The 14763-nt window shown below is 68.4% G+C and carries 18 protein-coding genes; 10 read left to right on the top strand and 8 right to left on the bottom strand.

Features of this window, described 5'->3' with window-relative positions; translation table 11 throughout:
- Positions 1 to 603, top strand: a complete 603-nt coding sequence (locus Pph01_RS04090; protein ID WP_204071554.1) for a TetR/AcrR family transcriptional regulator — start codon at positions 1 to 3, stop codon at positions 601 to 603.
- Positions 604 to 643: 40 nt separating this feature from the next.
- Here Pph01_RS04090 and Pph01_RS04085 read toward each other — a convergent pair whose 3' ends face one another.
- Complete coding sequence (locus tag Pph01_RS04085) at positions 644 to 1711, bottom strand: class I SAM-dependent methyltransferase (RefSeq protein WP_204071553.1); 1068 nt, start codon at positions 1709 to 1711, stop codon at positions 644 to 646.
- A gap of 76 nt (positions 1712 to 1787) precedes the next feature.
- Positions 1788 to 2153, bottom strand: a complete 366-nt coding sequence (locus tag Pph01_RS04080; RefSeq protein WP_204071552.1) for a hypothetical protein — start codon at positions 2151 to 2153, stop codon at positions 1788 to 1790.
- A gap of 192 nt (positions 2154 to 2345) precedes the next feature.
- Here Pph01_RS04080 and Pph01_RS04075 point away from each other — a divergent pair, with 192 nt between their 5' ends.
- Positions 2346 to 3173: a helix-turn-helix transcriptional regulator gene (locus Pph01_RS04075; protein ID WP_204071551.1), complete on the top strand. Its 828-nt coding sequence runs from the start codon at positions 2346 to 2348 to the stop codon at positions 3171 to 3173.
- An 84-nt stretch (positions 3174 to 3257) separates the two neighbouring features.
- On the opposite strand, the gene Pph01_RS04070 is transcribed toward Pph01_RS04075, so the two are convergent.
- Positions 3258 to 3653 carry a hypothetical protein gene (locus Pph01_RS04070; protein ID WP_204071550.1) on the bottom strand — a complete coding sequence of 132 codons (396 nt, stop codon included), beginning with the start codon at positions 3651 to 3653 and terminating at the stop codon, positions 3258 to 3260.
- Positions 3654 to 3706: 53 nt separating this feature from the next.
- Positions 3707 to 4354, bottom strand: coding sequence for a TetR family transcriptional regulator (locus tag Pph01_RS04065; RefSeq protein WP_204071549.1), 648 nt, complete (start codon positions 4352 to 4354; stop codon positions 3707 to 3709).
- A 115-nt stretch (positions 4355 to 4469) separates the two neighbouring features.
- Here Pph01_RS04065 and Pph01_RS04060 point away from each other — a divergent pair, with 115 nt between their 5' ends.
- The 3 genes from Pph01_RS04060 to Pph01_RS04050 are packed head-to-tail and all read left to right on the top strand — an operon-like array spanning position 4470 to position 6838.
- A complete protein-coding gene (locus Pph01_RS04060) occupies positions 4470 to 5333 on the top strand; it encodes an oxidoreductase (protein WP_204071548.1) in 864 nt (287 codons plus the stop codon).
- A 22-nt stretch (positions 5334 to 5355) separates the two neighbouring features.
- The gene (locus tag Pph01_RS04055; RefSeq protein ID WP_204071547.1) at positions 5356 to 5643 is read left to right on the top strand and encodes an NAD(P)-binding domain-containing protein; all 288 of its coding nucleotides are present in this window, start codon (positions 5356 to 5358) and stop codon (positions 5641 to 5643) included.
- Between the two features lie 55 nt (positions 5644 to 5698).
- Positions 5699 to 6838, top strand: coding sequence for a peptidoglycan-binding domain-containing protein (locus Pph01_RS04050; RefSeq protein WP_204071546.1), 1140 nt, complete (start codon positions 5699 to 5701; stop codon positions 6836 to 6838).
- 304 nt (positions 6839 to 7142) lie between these two features.
- On the opposite strand, the gene Pph01_RS04045 is transcribed toward Pph01_RS04050, so the two are convergent.
- From Pph01_RS04045 to Pph01_RS04035, 3 genes are all read right to left on the bottom strand, one after another.
- Positions 7143 to 8474 (bottom strand): ferredoxin reductase family protein, encoded by a 1332-nt coding sequence (locus Pph01_RS04045; protein WP_204071545.1) that lies wholly within the window; start codon positions 8472 to 8474, stop codon positions 7143 to 7145.
- 68 nt (positions 8475 to 8542) lie between these two features.
- Positions 8543 to 9160 carry a DUF305 domain-containing protein gene (locus Pph01_RS04040; RefSeq protein ID WP_204071544.1) on the bottom strand — a complete coding sequence of 206 codons (618 nt, stop codon included), beginning with the start codon at positions 9158 to 9160 and terminating at the stop codon, positions 8543 to 8545.
- Between the two features lie 920 nt (positions 9161 to 10080).
- Positions 10081 to 10836 (bottom strand): DUF1996 domain-containing protein, encoded by a 756-nt coding sequence (locus tag Pph01_RS04035; protein ID WP_204071543.1) that lies wholly within the window; start codon positions 10834 to 10836, stop codon positions 10081 to 10083.
- A gap of 633 nt (positions 10837 to 11469) precedes the next feature.
- Between Pph01_RS04035 and Pph01_RS04030 the strand changes: the two genes are divergently transcribed.
- The 3 genes from Pph01_RS04030 (at position 11470) to Pph01_RS04020 (ending at position 13472) form a co-directional block, all read left to right on the top strand.
- The gene (locus Pph01_RS04030) at positions 11470 to 11739 is read left to right on the top strand and encodes a LuxR C-terminal-related transcriptional regulator (RefSeq protein ID WP_204071542.1); all 270 of its coding nucleotides are present in this window, start codon (positions 11470 to 11472) and stop codon (positions 11737 to 11739) included.
- Positions 11740 to 11837: 98 nt separating this feature from the next.
- Positions 11838 to 12167 (top strand): PadR family transcriptional regulator, encoded by a 330-nt coding sequence (locus tag Pph01_RS04025; RefSeq protein WP_204071541.1) that lies wholly within the window; start codon positions 11838 to 11840, stop codon positions 12165 to 12167.
- A gap of 45 nt (positions 12168 to 12212) precedes the next feature.
- Complete coding sequence (locus tag Pph01_RS04020) at positions 12213 to 13472, top strand: hypothetical protein (protein WP_204071540.1); 1260 nt, start codon at positions 12213 to 12215, stop codon at positions 13470 to 13472.
- 72 nt (positions 13473 to 13544) lie between these two features.
- On the opposite strand, the gene cynS is transcribed toward Pph01_RS04020, so the two are convergent.
- Complete coding sequence (gene cynS / locus Pph01_RS04015) at positions 13545 to 14009, bottom strand: cyanase (RefSeq protein WP_204071539.1); 465 nt, start codon at positions 14007 to 14009, stop codon at positions 13545 to 13547.
- 221 nt (positions 14010 to 14230) lie between these two features.
- Between cynS and Pph01_RS04010 the strand changes: the two genes are divergently transcribed.
- Both Pph01_RS04010 and Pph01_RS04005 read left to right on the top strand, forming a co-directional pair.
- Entirely contained in the window at positions 14231 to 14578 is a 348-nt protein-coding gene (locus tag Pph01_RS04010) for a hypothetical protein (protein ID WP_204071538.1), read from the top strand.
- A complete protein-coding gene (locus Pph01_RS04005) occupies positions 14575 to 14715 on the top strand; it encodes a hypothetical protein (RefSeq protein WP_204071537.1) in 141 nt (46 codons plus the stop codon). Before Pph01_RS04010 ends, Pph01_RS04005 begins: the two co-directional genes overlap by 4 nt.
- The last annotated feature ends 48 nt before the right edge of the window (positions 14716 to 14763 follow it).

The raw sequence follows: 14763 nt of genomic DNA, 5'->3' as shown, positions 1-14763 counted from the left end.
GTGCCACCGACCAACCCGGCCCGTCGCCGAGCCTTGACCGATGCCGCCATCGATCTTCTGGCGGTCTCCGGAGCGCACGGGGTGACGCACCGTGCGGTCGAGAAGGCGGCCGGACTCCCGTATGGAACGGCCTCGAACTACTTCCGGAGCCGCGAAGCGCTACTGGTGGCCACCGCGGAGCGCATCGTCGAGCTGCATCACGCCGACATGGACCAGGCCGGTCAGCACACCGCTTCAGCGCGTACTGAGAGCGCTCCGGCGGACGTCATGGAACACGTCGTCGATCTGCTCGCCGACTCGTTGTTCGGCGCGGCGACTGCTCTGCGTAGCCGCTATCTAGCGATCTTCGAGCTCCAACTGGAGGCCGTACGACGGCCGGTGCTGGCCTCGGCCCTCGCGGGCCTGCAGGAGGGCTCGATGCGGTTCACCGCCGGTCACCATACCGAGCTCGGCCTCCCCATTCCCCCCGAGCGGATTCCCGTGCTGATCGCGCTTTACGGTGGTGCGCTGTTCACCCTGGTGACCGCACCGCCTGAGACCATCAGCAGGGATGTCGTCCGAGGCGTCGCCCACGCCATCGTGCACGGCGGGCTGCGCGGGTGAAGCGGTGACGCCGGTTCCCGGTCGCCGCGCCTCGTCCCCGTCAGACGGTGAGTCGGTAGAAACGCCAGTACGGGGTGTCGATGGGCAGGATCCGCACGTCCGTGAAGCCGGCTTCGTCGGCGTATCCGCGCAGGGTCGCCGGGCGCATGACGGTACCCGTCGCGGCCGTACCGGGGACCCCCATCGCGTCGGGCAGACATGCGATGAGGCTCCAGCCGTAGTCGCACTGTTCCCGTTCCGGGCCGGGGGCCGTGAACTCCTCCTCCGCCTTGACATCGGCGATCAGGAGCCAGCCGTCGTCGGACAACATCGTGCGGCCGGCCCTGAGCGCGTCAACGGGGCGGGCCATGTCGTGCAGCGCCTCGAAGATCGTCACGAGGTCGTACCGCTCCGGTCCGCTCAACTCGGCCGCGTCGCCGACGCGGAACCGCACCCGCTCGGCGACGCCCGACGACTCCGCGTTCGCCCGGGCCGTCTCGACGCCGCGACTGTCGAGGTCGATGCCGTCGACCTCGACCAGCGGATACGCCAGCGCCATCGCGATGCCGGCCCACCCGGTGCCGCAGCCGATGTCCGCTATGCGGGCGGGCGGCTCCGACCGCAGCCGGTCGTCCAGCTCCGCCAGCGCGGGCAGCCATTGCTTGCCGAGCAGGTTCCGGAAGATCGCCCGGTTGGTGTCCACGCGGCCCTCCGGCTCCCAGGGGAGCGGCGGCGGCGCCGCGCCGGTCCGGTACGCGTCGACGAGGTCGGGAAGCCGCCGCCCGTACCGCGCGAGCTGCACCGCGGACCGCCCCGCGAACAGGACGCTGTCGGGGTCGGCCAGCACCGCGACGTACTCGGCGGGCAGCCTGTATCTGCGTGCCGACGCGTCGGCGCGGGTGTCCTCCGCCGCGATCAGGCCCAGCACCGCCTGATGCTGGAGCCATTCGCTCGTGTACCGGGTGTCGGTCGCCGTACGCGACGCCAGCGCGCCCGCGGTGACCGGCTCCCCGTCCGCCATCGCCCGGTAGTAGCCCAACTGGTCGCCCAGGTAGACGGAGTTCATCTCCAAGGCGCCGATCGTGCTGCGGAACAGGCGCGCGGACAGTTCCTCTGCGTTCAGGTCCATGCAAACCGACCGTACCGGCCGCTGTACCTGTCCCCTCCTAAGCCCCCTGATCAGCGCAAATGCGAGGCCGGACCGCTCATCGTTCCCAGGGGGCGGTGTCCCCGAACTTGGCGTAGTACTTCGCCAGGTGCGCCTTCACGCGCGGCATCTCCTGCTTGGGGATGTCGACTCCTCCGCGGGCGCCTTCGACGATCCCGCCGGCCGACATCACCGCCCTCGGCACGACCTTGAGGGCGCCGCCGATGACGTCGGCGATCAGGAACTTGTAGGCGGTGAAGTTGTCCTCGGCGTCACCGTCGTACCAGACGTGGGCGTCCCGGTAGGCCGCGTTGGGGGCATCCTTCGAGTCGGCCCAGGCCCGGACCCTCTTGTCCGCGGCGTCGCCGTCCCACTCGCGGTCGCGGTCGGCCACGGGCAGGTCATGGAATCTGGTCACGGTCATGTCTGCTCGCGTACCCCTGAGCCGCACGCTAAACGGGATCGCGGGATCGCGAGTCATGGACCGAGGATTCCGGGCAGTCGCCTGGCGTGCCGGCGTCCAAGGATGAGATGGGCTGAGATCCCAGGGGTCAGAACCACGGCAGTTTCAGCGCTTTTGCCGATTATTGACCTGATATTTCCTATTCTGCACGATATGGGCAGTTCTCTGGGTGAATTTCTACGCGCCCGTCGCCAGCGCACGACTGTCGACCAGGTGGGGCTGGCGCGCAGTGGCGGTCGTCGCCGGACTCCGGGACTGCGTCGGGAAGAGATCGCGATGCTGGCCGGCCTGAGCACCGACTACTACACCCGGCTGGAGCAGGGGCGGGAGCGCAATCCCTCGCCTCAGGTGCTCGCCGCCCTGGCCGACGCCTTCGGATTCGATCTCGACGCCACCGAGCACCTGTACGAACTCGTGCGGCCGCGGCCACACAGGCAGAGTGGTGCCTCTGCGGACCAGGCCGACGACGAGGTCAATCGGCGAGTGCTGCGGTTCGTCGAGAAATGGGACGACGCGTCAGTGATCGTGGTGAACCATCGGCTGGACATCGTGGCCACGAACCGGGCTGCCTCTGTTCTCCTGGAGGGGTTCGAGCGCGTCGACAACCTGATCAGGATGACCTTCCTCAGCCCCGCGGCACGTGAGTTCTGGCTGGACTGGGGTCAGGAGGCCGCCGCCAACGTGGCACACCTGCGCGCCGTGGCGGGAGCAGGCCATGATCCCCGCGTCGTCGAAATAGTCGACGAACTCTCGCGCGAAAGCGAGGACTTCCGCAGTCTCTGGGCTCGCTATGACGTACGGATCAGAAAGGACGAATTCGTACGCGTGCACCGCAGGGAAGTCGGCGAGATGATCTTCTGGAATGAGACGATCCGCACGGGCAGCGCCCCCGGTCTGCACATCTTCGTCGGCGAGCCCGCGTCGGACGGCCCGACCGGTGACACTCTGGCCAAGCTCCGCACGCTCATCGCCGGCAACTGAACCACTCATCGGAAGCGCCGCGCTGTGGCCACGCGTTATGACGGGCTCGCCGTACGCTGTGAAGCGATCGTCCTGGTCGCAGCATCAACGCGTGGCGGTGTGTGGGTGGTGGCGTGCGCACGGCTCCTCAGGTGACCATGGGACCCAGGCAAGAGCTTCACGCCAACCAGGTCGCCTGTAGGCCCAGGCCTGAAGCACCTTGGCCACGGGTTCCACCGCGAAGAGTTCGTGCTCGCGGGGTACCCATGCCTGGAAGTGCGTGTCCGGCCCTCCCTCGCGATATTCCACCTGATAACTCAGGTCGTCGTTGAGATAGACCTGCATGTAGTGCTGGTCGGCGGGTTCCAGATCAAGCCGCCTCACGATGACGAACCGCCAGGTAAGGCTCATGTCGGCCAGCAAGTCGTGTAGCTGTTCCTCGGACGGGTCGTCCCAGCACGCCCCGTCCGCCTCAATCGCCTGAACCACTGGTCCTGTCACGCACGCCACCCTACTGGCCGATCACACATAGCCCCGGGCTTGTCCGGGGCCGCCTAGAGGCGCTCTCCTGCGCCCGGGGTCTCGGGCTCGGGTCCTGATCCCGTGACGGCGAAGGACTGATCGGCGTCGTTCGCGGCGCCGTCGACATGAGGCCGCACCAGCAGGGTGATCGCCCTGACGACGTTGTCGCGCAGCACCTCGGGCGCCGGGTGCCTGGTGGACGTGCCGAACGGGAGCGCGGGTGACCACGCCGTGGCGATCGCCATCAGCGTCGTCACGAGGAACTCGGGCGCGAAGCCGGGGTCGACCCGGCCCTCCCGCTGACCGTCGGCCACCGCCGCGGCCATGTCACGGAACGATTCCTCCCTGGTCGCCGGCAACTGGGCGCTCTGCTCCAGGGTCGACCACGCGAGGAGCCGCAGGATCTCGGGATGCGCCGTGGCGAAGTCGTACACCTTGCCGGCGAACCCGGGGAGGTCGTCGGGCATGAACGGCATCTGCAGGTCGACGTCCGCCAGATGGCGTCGGAGCACCGTGGTGAACAACTTCTCCTTGCTCTCGAAGTAGATGTAGATCAAGTTCTTGTTGCACCCGGCCTTGCGCGCGATGCGGTCGACGCGTGCGCCGGCGACCCCGAAGGTCGAGAACTCCTCCAGTGCGGCGTCGAGGATCCGCTCGCGTGTCGCTTCCGCCTTGCTCATCTTCTCGCCTCCCGCGGCGACCCTATCAGGTTGACTAACCGGTTAGTCCGGACCTACTGTTTTGCTAACTGGTTAGTTAGTTGCTCGACAGGGCGACCGACACGGAGGCAAAGACATGACCGCGAGATCCGCAGGGAGCATCGCTCTCGCCGACGACCTGACCATCAACCGCATGGGCTACGGCGCCATGCAACTGGCCGGCCCGCAGGTCTTCGGCCCGCCGAAGGACCGGGACGAGGCCGTACGCGTGGTCCGCACCGCGGTCGAGCGGGGTGTCGACTACATCGACACCTCCGACTTCTACGGCCCGCATGTGACCAACGAGATCATCAAGGAAGCGCTGGCGCCCTACGCCGAGGGCGTGCACATCTTCACCAAGGTCGGTGCGCTGCGCGGTGAGGACGGCTCGTGGATCCCGAACATCACGCCCGTCTCGCTGAAGGAGCAGGTCCACGCCAACCTGAAGACCCTCGGCCTCGACGTGCTCGACGTCGTCTACCTCCGCCTGCCCAACCACGAGGGAACGACCGACGACCCGATCTCGGAGGAGTTCGGCGCGCTCGCCGAGCTGCGCCAGGAGGGCCTGATCAGGCACCTGGGCCTGTCGGGCGCCTCGGACGTGCAGCTCACCGAGGCGCAGCGGATCGCCCCGGTCGTGGCGATCCAGAACCTCTACAACCTGGTCAACCGGCAGGACGACGCGCTGCTCGAGCGCTGCGCGCGGGAGAACATCGCGTTCGCCTCGTTCTTCCCGCTGGGCGGCTTCAGCCCGATCCAGTCGGACACGCTGAGCGACGTCGCCGCCCGCGTGGGCGCCTCGCCCCAGCAGGTGGCGCTGGCCTGGCTGCTGCAGCGCTCGGCCACCTCCGTGGTGATCCCGGGCACCTCGAAGGTCGCCCACCTGGAGGAGAACATCAAGGCCGCCGAACTGAGGCTGCCCGCCGACGCGATCGCCGAACTGGACGCCATCGGGGCCTGAGCCTCACTTCAAGGAGCACACAATGACCGACACCACCGAACCCGGCCGTCCGGCCGTGGGGTTCATCGGCCTCGGCGATCAGGGCGCGCCCATCGCCCAGGCCAGCGCGGACGCGGGTCATCCGCTGCACGTCTGGGCGCGTCGCCCCGAGTCGCTCGCCGTGCTGGAGGGCAGGCCCTTCACCTCGTACGAGGCCATGAACGAGATGGCCGCAGCCGTCGACGTCCTCGCGTTGTGCGTGCGGGAGGACTCCGACGTCTTCGCGCTCGTCGAGCGCCTCCATCGAAGCCGGAGCGGCGCACGCTGTTGATCGGGACTCAATCACGGAGCATTCTTGGAAGTGGCGCGAGACCTGGAGGAGATGAATGGTTGACCAGCTCATTCTGCTTGGGCTGGGATTCTTCCTCACCAGCGTGGCCGGTGGTTTGCTGACCTACGTTTTCCAGCGAAGGGCGTGGGCGCATCAGCATGAGGTCGAGCGCGAGGAACGCGAGCATCAGCGGGTAGTTGAGCTTCAAGAACAGGAACGCCAGCAGGCCATCAAGATCTTCGAAGAGATCAGCACCCTGCTCGACAAGCGGCTCTACCGCATGCGGCTGGTCTATTGGGCCGCCAAGCGTCGTATCAAAGGGAGCGACCACGATGGTCTAGCTGTTGCTCTCGACGGTTACCGAGAGGTACTGCTCGACTGGAACGACAACCTCAACCGCGGAATCGCGTTGACGGAGGCGTACTTCGGCGGTGACTTACGTGAGCAACTGGAAGAGGTGTACGACCATTACGCGGCCGTCGGGCGGGGACTCGATCAGTTCCTGCGTGACGTGGGAACCGTACCGGTCGACGATCTCAAAGTGCCGCCGCTGGGTCACCGACTGGATCGTCTGAGTACCGAGGTGTACGTCCTCAACCTGCGCATGCTTCATCTGCTCCAGCACGGGAAACTCGGCCAGTCCGCGCCAGGGGTGGCTTCCCCGACGGTGGCGCAACCCGTGTTGCAATTCGGCGACCAAGGGCCGGCGGTTCGCCATCTGCAACGGGCCCTGCATCGTGCGGATCACGTGCCCCAACACATTGATGGCTTGTTCGGCCGCGACACCGAACAGGCGTTGCGTGCGTTCCAGAGTGACCGCGGGCTCACGCCCGATGGCATCTGCGGGCCGAACACGTGGGCTGAGCTGCCTACCGGCGGGGCCATGCCGGTGCTGTCGGAAGGCACGCGAGGCGAGATCATCGTGCGCCTGCAGACGGCGCTCACCGAGTACGCCGCCGAGCGATGGATCACGACTCCGGGACGCATCGATGGGGTGTTCGGCCCGTCTACGAGGGCGGCAGTGCAGGCCTTCCAGCGCTGGCATGGCCTATCGGAGCGCGGAGTAGTAGAGCCCCATACATGGTCTGCTGACCTGGGCACCGGGGACGTCACTCTTGAAGCCGAGGTGGGCCTGCGATTCGTATCCGATCGATGGAGCCAGACCCTGGCACGCACCCGAAGGCCGCTCAAGTGATCCTTGATCAACCAGGTCGTCGTCGACTTCAGTCGCGGTGATCGCTTCATGGAGGTGGGCTGCTGTGGCGACCTTGCCGGCGAAGTAGCCGTTGAGGACGTCGCCGTCGCAGGTGTTCGCGCTACATCAACAAGCGCGGCCTCTACCAGGACGGCAACCACTGACCAGCGTAGGTGTGCGTCCGCTGGTAACGCTCCAGCACTCCGGGCCCTCCACCCCGCGTGATCGACTCGGTGGCGTCCTCAGGGAGCGTCGACATGCGGCTTGATCCGGACGGATGATCAATAGGCGCCCGCAGGGTCGATCAGAAGTCGAACTGCTCCAAATGAATGCGGCGATCAGGCACACCGGCGCGACGTAGGGCATGCCGGGCCGCGGTCGTCATCCCGGCGGGACCGCACAGGTACACGTCGTGCATGGCCAGGCTGGGAATGAGGGCCCTCAGTGACCGTCCGGTCAGCGGTACGGCACGGCCGCGCCGTGATCCGGGTGTCTCGTCGACGGTGTAAAGGACCTTGGCGCCCCGCGCTGCCGCGATGGCGTCCAGCTCGTTGCGCAGGACCAGGTCCTCGTCCCGGCGAGCCAGGTAGACCAGCGTCACCTGGCCCGGCAAGGTCTCGAAAAGCGCGCGCAGCGGGCTGATGCCCACGCCACCGCCCACCAGCAGCACCTGGGGACGCCGCCGGCGAGCCGCGGTCAGCGCGCCGTACGGACCCTCGGCCCACACCCGGACACCGGGCCGCAGACCGGCGAGCGCGCGGCTGTGGTGACCGACCGCCTTTACGGTGATCCGCAGGAAGCGGGGGTTGGGCGGAGCGGATAACGAGTAGGGATTCGCGGTCCACCACAAGCCCCGAGTCAGGAATCGCCAGCGGAAGAACTGCCCGGGCTCGGCGCCTAGCTCGCGGAGGTGCTCGCCGATCAGATAGACCGACACCACGCCGGGCGACTCCCTGCGGATCTCGGCCACCGTGAGACGGTGACGCAGACCCCGGCGCACGGGCGTGAGGAAGCGATACCAGATCAGCAGGATGGTGGCAGACACGTAAAGAGCCAGCCACAGGGCTGTGGCCAGTTGGTCGCCGAGGAAATCCGGCCCGAGCAACTGGTGCCCGTACGCCAGAAAGATCCCGGCATAGGTGACGAAATGCAGGTAATGCCAGAGCTCGTAGGGCAGCCGGCGCCGCACCTTCCGGACCGAGACGATCCCGACGCCGACGAGGAGCGCCAGACCGACCGTCGCCTCCGGCAACTCGGGCCCGTCCACGATCAGTCTCACGGAGCCGCCCAGCAGGCCCGCTCCGGAGCCGTCGACGCGGGCAGCGGTCGCGAAAACCATGTGCGCGAGCGAGAGCACGATCGTGTACCGGGCGATCACCGCGTGCCAGCGGGCCAGGCGGTCCGAGCCGATCCCCCGGTCCAGCAGCGGCGTCCGCGACACCAGCGTCACGAGAATCGCGCAGGCATATCCGGCGAGCAGGCCGGTGAGTCGGCCCGCCCAGGCGAGCCAGCCGTCCAGCCCGTTCACCGAGCCCATCCCCGACCAGCATCCGGAGGTCGCGGCGACGGCGCCTCCGGCGATCAGGATGAGCACGACCAGCGGATGCGCGTGCGGCGCCGCTGCCCGTTCAGGCATCCTGCGCCGCCTGGGCGCGGTGGGAACGGCTTTGCCGTCGTGAACGGGTCGCACGGCCGCGGCGTTCCTCACTGCCCGACACCTTCGAGCCCGGTGAGCTCACCCGCGTGAGCCTCGGCCATCGTCGCGGCGAACGCCTTGGTGTCCGCGTCGGCCCCCTGGTCCTGCTCTCCCTGCGCCACCAGCACGGACTGCCTGAGGAAGTCGCGCGCGTGCTGGGCGAAGAGCCGGTCGAACGCCGCGCCGTCGGCCGCGTTGATCGCTTCGAGATCGGCCGCCGTCACCATGCCCGGCATGTTGTGTCCCTCGTGCACGTTCACGTACGGAATGCCTGACCGGTCGAGCAGGCGGTGCAGGTGCTCCAGCTCGGCGCGATGCGCGGCGCCTAGGGTCTTGGACAACGACACGATCTCCGGGTTGGAGGTCTTGTCCAGGGCCAGATCGAAGAGCCGCACGGCCTGCTCGGTCATCGGGATCATCAGTTGTAACCACGCGACGTCGGTCGCGTTGAAGGAGTCCGACGAGGCGACCGCTGGTGCCGGTGCGCCGCCCGGAATCGGCTGCACGGCCTGCGCCTGAGCTGCCAGATGGCTCGAATGGGCGGCCGGCCCGGCGGCGAGGCACCGCGTGACGAGCAACACCGTGACCACTGCGAGGATCGGCGCACCGATCGTGCCCGCTCGCATGTCAGCTCCTCTCGCCAGGGCCGCTCGGATCTCGGAAGAAGCGAGGCCCGGATGCGGTGGCCGAGCCGGTCACGGACACCAGGCCGGCGCCCAGCAATGCGGCGAGCGCGCCGACGGCCATGACCCGGCCGGCTCGACGTGCTTTGCCACCGGATGCGACAGCGCGCGGGACAGTCTCACTCATGAGGGATGAGGTCCTTGGTGGGAGAGGGTTGTGGACAGGCCGTTCTGGACGACGTCTCCGGCCGGATCGAACAGACCGGTCAGCAGGCGTGCGTTCCGCCGGAGGAGATCGTGCGGCATGGACGGCCGGCCCGGCACCCGTGCACGGGCGGAGTGAGGCATGGTCGGCGCGCCCGTCCCATCGGTGGCGGGATCGATTGATGACGGGCGGGTACGGCGAGCGAACGCATGAGATCTCCTCACAAGCAGGCGACACCGGATCTGCTCGGTCTCAGACCGTGAGGCCATGACGAGAACGCTCTCCGTACAGAGAGTCCTTTCTCTATGGAGACGCTGTGGAGACTCGCCGAATCACAGAAAAATCGAGCCGAATTCGATTGGCAACGAACCACACGACATGGGGAACGATCCACAAGGACTCCCTGGGAACGCGACAGCATTCCCTTGCGGAAATATGCCGGCCGCGATCTTTCGTGCGCCCAGCAGGACGGCGCGTACGTCGTGACATCGCGGCGGATCTTTGTGTCCGTAAGCTCGTCGCCTGCCGGTGGAAGTCCCGTCCGGATATCTGCCAGGAGGCCGAATAGCAGACTGGCGGCGTCACGTCGGCGCCATGCGACTGGACCAACCTGGCGCGCAGCACGGCGCATGCCGTTGATGAACATGGTTGCGTCCACCGTGCCGGTGACCCCGCGAATCGCGGAATCACCGGCACGGTCGTGCGAAGTGGGGATCGGTCAGCTGTTCCAGCCGGGGGTGGTGCCGCACTTGGCGTCCGCGTTGATGCAGATCTTCACCAGCGCGCCGAGCTTCTCCGGCTTCCATGCGTTCATGAAGTCCCCGTGCATCGAGGACGCCATGCCCGACGACAGCTTCAGGCCGTTACCACCGAGGGAGTTGTAGCCGACCATGAGCGAGATGTTGGGGACCGCGACCGGGTACTTGCCGGAGCACTTGCCGTTGGTGGACGGCCCCATGTGCGACTTGTGGTCGGGCGAGTCGATGTGCTTGCCGTCCCAGCAGTCCTCGAACGTCACCTGACGAATCAGATTGCCGCCCTTCGCGCAGACCGGCCAGTTGCCGTCGGCGCTGCGTCCGATCTCCGCGCTGCCGGCGCACCAGAACTGGCCGGAGGCGCCCTTCGGCGTCGCCACCTGTCGCTTGGCGTCGCCGGTCACCATGACCAGACCCGGGGGGAACGGCACGACCGTCGACGGGTCCTTGAGCCGGGAGCCGTAGTACACGCGGAAGTTCTTCATTGGGACCGGCTTGCCGTCACGCAGCAGTTGCGGAACCCAGTAGGCGCTGTGGTCCCCGGGCGCGTTGCAGGTCGTGGGGCTCGCGAGCAGCTTGGCCGGCGTGGTGGCGGCATTCACTTTCGGACCGAAGAAAGTGTGCATGTGGGAGGCGCCAGGCAGACCGGGCAGCACGATCGGGTCGTCCGCCGCCCGGGTGGACATCGAGCAGTCGGTGTGGAACTCGGGGACTCGCACGATTCCCGCGGGACCCTCTTGGGTGCGACCTTGCGGTAGACGTCCAGGGCCTGCTTCCATGCGGCCTGGTTCACCGGCACCCAGCCGCCGCGAACGGCGCTGGCCGCCGCGCTGCGCGACGGTGTCGGCGAGGACGGTGCCGACGGCTTGGGCGGCTTGGCCGACGTCGCGGGCTTGGCCGACGTCGGCGGCTTGGCCGACGTGGACGGCTTGGCCGGCGTGGACGGCGTGGACATCGCGGCCCCCGCGGCCGAGACGGTATCCGTCTCGGTTGCTGACTCGAGACCGGTGGACTGGGACGAACCGGAGGCGCCGGGGGGCGCCGCCTGGCTGTTGCAACCGGTGGTCAGGGCCACGGTGAGCAGCAGTACGGCAGCCGCAGGTGGAAGTTTACTTAGGCTGTTTTGCCAATTCATCGAGGGGCGCACCTTTCTCTCGGGGAGGAACAATACAGCCCTGTGACCCTCTCTTTGGTAGGTAATGGTTAGGTCTACTTCGACCCACCCGCATTGCGTCCGACCTGCCGCGTCAGTCCGATGTACTTTTCCTTAAATTCTCAAAAAACTGTTATCCGTCGATGATCCAGAGCGTCAGCACAATTGTCGGTTCCTTTGACTCGCTGGACAGTCCAACGTGCGCATTGGACGGGCGCACCTTTTCGTTCGAGCGCGTGCTGGCCGCACCCGGGACGTCGTCTGGCGGCATTGGGTCGACGCGGAGGGCCGTTCCAACGCCGCCATCGCCGCGCAGCTCTGGCTGGCCGAGCGCACAGTTGAAAGCCACATCGCGTCGATCCTCGGCAAACTCGGTCTACCGGTGTCCGGCCAGGATCATCGCCGTGTCCGGGCCGTGGTGACTTATCTCAACGCGATGCACGCGGCGGCGCAGCCTGGACATCTCTGATCGCACGGTGAGGCCGATCGGCCCGCCGGCGTCGCTGGTTCCACCCCTTGTGGGAGAAAGGCTTGCGCTCTAACTCTATCTAGGTAGATATTGGGGTCATGGCTCGCACACGACGTCCATCCCCGCAGACCGCGGCAGTGCTCACCGCCCTCGCCGAGACGGGCGCGGACTGGAGTCACGGCTACGACCTGTGCCGTGCTCTCGGCCTGAAGGCAGGCACGGTCTACCCGATCCTCATCCGCCTCTTCGAGCGCGGGCTGGTCGAGACCTCCTGGGAGACCGACCCGCCGCGTGGCCGGCCTGCCCGGCACCTGTACCGGCTCACCACCGCGGGCGCCGAGCTCGCGCGCACCGTCGCTGCGCCGGCGCCTGCCGGCGACGGCGCACCCGCCCCCGGCGCGGCACGGCTCGCGCCGAGGACCACCTGACCGCGACCGCTCGATCCGCGGTCCGCCCGCGTTCGGAGGCCCTCGATGCTCGACTTCCTCCTCTTCCTGGGGGTGCTCGCACCCGCGCCCCTGCTCGCGATCGTGGTGCTCGCGGCCCGGCTGCGTGGCGCCGTACGCCGGGGCGGTGCGGGGACGCTCGCCGCGCGTACCCGTGCAGCGTTGCAAGGCGGCACCCGACGCCCCGTGTGGCCGGTACTGATCGGCGTCGCCGCCGGTGCGGCGCTGCTCACCTTCGGCGTGGGGCGCGGGTACCTGGCCACGGTCACGAACGGCCCGCGCTGGGGCTTCGACGTGGTGCTGCTGTCCATCGTGCTCGGACTGCTCGCGGCGGCCGGGTGCGGCGGGCTCGCCGGCCTGGCCGCCGCCGCGGTGGCCCGCGCCCGCGGATTCGGAGCCGGAACCGTCACCGGGCTGCTCGCCCTCGTCGCCGTCGCCGCAGGCACCGCGTCCGTGCACCTGCCGCTGCGCGCCGCATACCTGGCGGCGCCCGGCGACTTTCCCGTCGTCGTGAATCTCGCCGGAGGCGACCTGCTCATACCGTTCGAGGTGTTCCTCGCCGCGCTGATCTGGGCCCTGCCGTGGCCCGTCCTCGGAGCCGCGCTCGGCGCCCGCGCCGAGACGGCGGGCCGGCGGCACGCGGTACGCGACGTCTGGCAGCTCCTGCTCGACCTGGCCACCGCCGACCTGCCCGAGAGCCGGTCCGCGTGGGGTGCCGCGCTGCGGTCCGAGCTCGCGGCGATCGACCCGCCGGCCGAGCGCCGCAGGTTCGCCTTCGGAGGGGCGTGGGCCGCGCTTCGGTCCGGGCGGCCGCACGGCGCGTGGATGCAGGCGGCCGGGGTGGCACTCCTCGTGGCGGGCGGGTCGTTCGCCGCCTCGCGCTGGTCGCTCGCGCATGACCGGGGCGGCATCCTCGGCTTCTGGGTCCCCGCGCCGAGCGCACTGCTGCTCGCCGTCGCGCTCGCCACCGCCTGGCGCGACCGATCCTTCGGGTCGGGGTTGCGCGCCGGAGCCCTGGGGGGGATCGCGGCCCTGGTGGCGGTGATCGCCGTCGGCATTCCCGAGGCCGTGTTCTGGATGCGCGAGCGGGCCGGTTACCTGAGCACCGGCGACGCCGTCCCGCCGACGTGGCAGGCGGCGGTCCTCGACGTGCTGCGTCCGGAGTTCATCGTCGTCATGATCATCTTCTGGTCCATGGGTGCGGTCGGCGGCGCGGCACTCGGCACGGCCCTCGGACGCCGGCGCGCCGGCACACCCGATGACCTCCCCGCGGCCGCGCCCCGCTGACGGCCGGTCGTTCCGGCCGCCGGCGGCAGGGCCCGGTCAGAGAGGGGCGGGTGAGCCGGCAATGACACCGGCCTATTCCCACTGGTAGGGGAGGTACTTGCCGTCCAAGGTGATGACGACCCTGTCCCCGGCCGGATCGGGCACGCGCTGGACATCGAGGCGGAAGTTGATGGCGCTCATGATGCCGTCGCCGCACTGCTCGTGGATGAGCTCTTTGACGGTGGGCCCGTAGACCTGGATGACCTCGTAGAGCCGGTAGACGGTCGGGTCGACGGGCACGGCGGAGTCGAGAGCCCCGCGGGTCGGCTGCGACTGGAAGGCGAGCGCCGCGTCCTCGCCGAGTTCGAGCAGCACCGCCGCCGAGGCCGCCTCATCCTTGCTCATCGGGTGCTGGCCGAGCAGCGCCGCGGTCGTCCAGGCCAGGGGCCGGCCGACGGATTCGGAGAGCTGTGCCCAGGTCACACCGGTCACCGCCTTGGCGTGGCGGACGGCCTCAGCTGCTTCCTTCTTGGTGAGCACGATCGCTGCCCCTCTCATCGGCTTGTCCATACTGTATACAGATCTTGCGTGACGGCAAGGGGTTGACCACTCGGATGCGATGAGATTCGGCTAGATCACTGCGCTGATGCGATGTGATATGCCGTTTGATGTTGGAATATGCGAGCGTATGGTGAATTGGTGATGAGATATCTGGCAGTGGCTTCTCGGCTCCGCAGGCACGGGCGACCCGGCATCCCGCGAGTGAGATGACCTCTCCCATGGCACCGGGAGACCACGAGCGAGACGACGAGACAGCGGATTCGTCGCCCGAGCACAACGCCATCTGTCTCGGCGGTCCCTGCCACGGAATGCTCACTCACATCGAGCAGGACATCGGGCTCGTCACCGTTCCGGTTCCGCCTCCGTCACCCGGTCTCCCGGCGGCCGGCGCGCCCTACCGGGTCACCCACCACCGTGTGCATCACCCCTCGTTCGCCGAGCCGTTCACCGCCTTGCACTGGGCGGACACGGCGGTGACGATCTGCGTGGCGGAACGCGACGGCGACGCCCCCGTCCCCAGACCGAGGTCGCCCCTGTCACGGGTCCCCGGCGACGAGCCTGAATGAGCCGGCGAACTCACGCCGGGTGCGTCGCCCGCCTGCGCGCCGACCTCGAGAGCGGAGCTTGGGACGCCCGCTTCGGCCACCTCCGCGACCAGCCCGAGTTCCACGGCTCGCTACGCCTGGTCATCGGCCTTCCCTGACCCTCCCGCACACGTGCGGCATCGCTTTCACGTCCTGGGGCCGATAGG

It is taken from the genome of Planotetraspora phitsanulokensis (genome assembly GCF_016863295.1).
Lineage (GTDB): Bacteria > Actinomycetota > Actinomycetes > Streptosporangiales > Streptosporangiaceae > Planotetraspora > Planotetraspora phitsanulokensis.
This window is presented reverse-complemented; position numbering and strand designations above follow the sequence as displayed.

Excerpts from the sequence above, each read along its gene's own strand:
- Pph01_RS04085 (WP_204071553.1), bottom strand. The coding sequence starts at position 1,711 with ATGGACCTGAACGCAGAGGAACTGTCCGCGCGCCTGTTCCGCAGCACG.
- Pph01_RS04080 (WP_204071552.1), bottom strand. The coding sequence starts at position 2,153 with ATGACCGTGACCAGATTCCATGACCTGCCCGTGGCCGACCGCGACCGC.
- Pph01_RS04075 (WP_204071551.1), top strand. The coding sequence starts at position 2,346 with ATGGGCAGTTCTCTGGGTGAATTTCTACGCGCCCGTCGCCAGCGCACG.
- Pph01_RS04065 (WP_204071549.1), bottom strand. The coding sequence starts at position 4,354 with ATGAGCAAGGCGGAAGCGACACGCGAGCGGATCCTCGACGCCGCACTG.
- Pph01_RS04060 (WP_204071548.1), top strand. The coding sequence starts at position 4,470 with ATGACCGCGAGATCCGCAGGGAGCATCGCTCTCGCCGACGACCTGACC.
- Pph01_RS04055 (WP_204071547.1), top strand. The coding sequence starts at position 5,356 with ATGACCGACACCACCGAACCCGGCCGTCCGGCCGTGGGGTTCATCGGC.
- Pph01_RS04050 (WP_204071546.1), top strand. The coding sequence starts at position 5,699 with ATGGTTGACCAGCTCATTCTGCTTGGGCTGGGATTCTTCCTCACCAGC.
- Pph01_RS04045 (WP_204071545.1), bottom strand. The coding sequence starts at position 8,474 with ATGCCTGAACGGGCAGCGGCGCCGCACGCGCATCCGCTGGTCGTGCTC.
- Pph01_RS04040 (WP_204071544.1), bottom strand. The coding sequence starts at position 9,160 with ATGCGAGCGGGCACGATCGGTGCGCCGATCCTCGCAGTGGTCACGGTG.
- Pph01_RS04025 (WP_204071541.1), top strand. The coding sequence starts at position 11,838 with ATGGCTCGCACACGACGTCCATCCCCGCAGACCGCGGCAGTGCTCACC.
- Pph01_RS04020 (WP_204071540.1), top strand. The coding sequence starts at position 12,213 with ATGCTCGACTTCCTCCTCTTCCTGGGGGTGCTCGCACCCGCGCCCCTG.
- cynS (WP_204071539.1), bottom strand. The coding sequence starts at position 14,009 with ATGAGAGGGGCAGCGATCGTGCTCACCAAGAAGGAAGCAGCTGAGGCC.
- Pph01_RS04010 (WP_204071538.1), top strand. The coding sequence starts at position 14,231 with ATGGCACCGGGAGACCACGAGCGAGACGACGAGACAGCGGATTCGTCG.
- Pph01_RS04005 (WP_204071537.1), top strand. The coding sequence starts at position 14,575 with ATGAGCCGGCGAACTCACGCCGGGTGCGTCGCCCGCCTGCGCGCCGAC.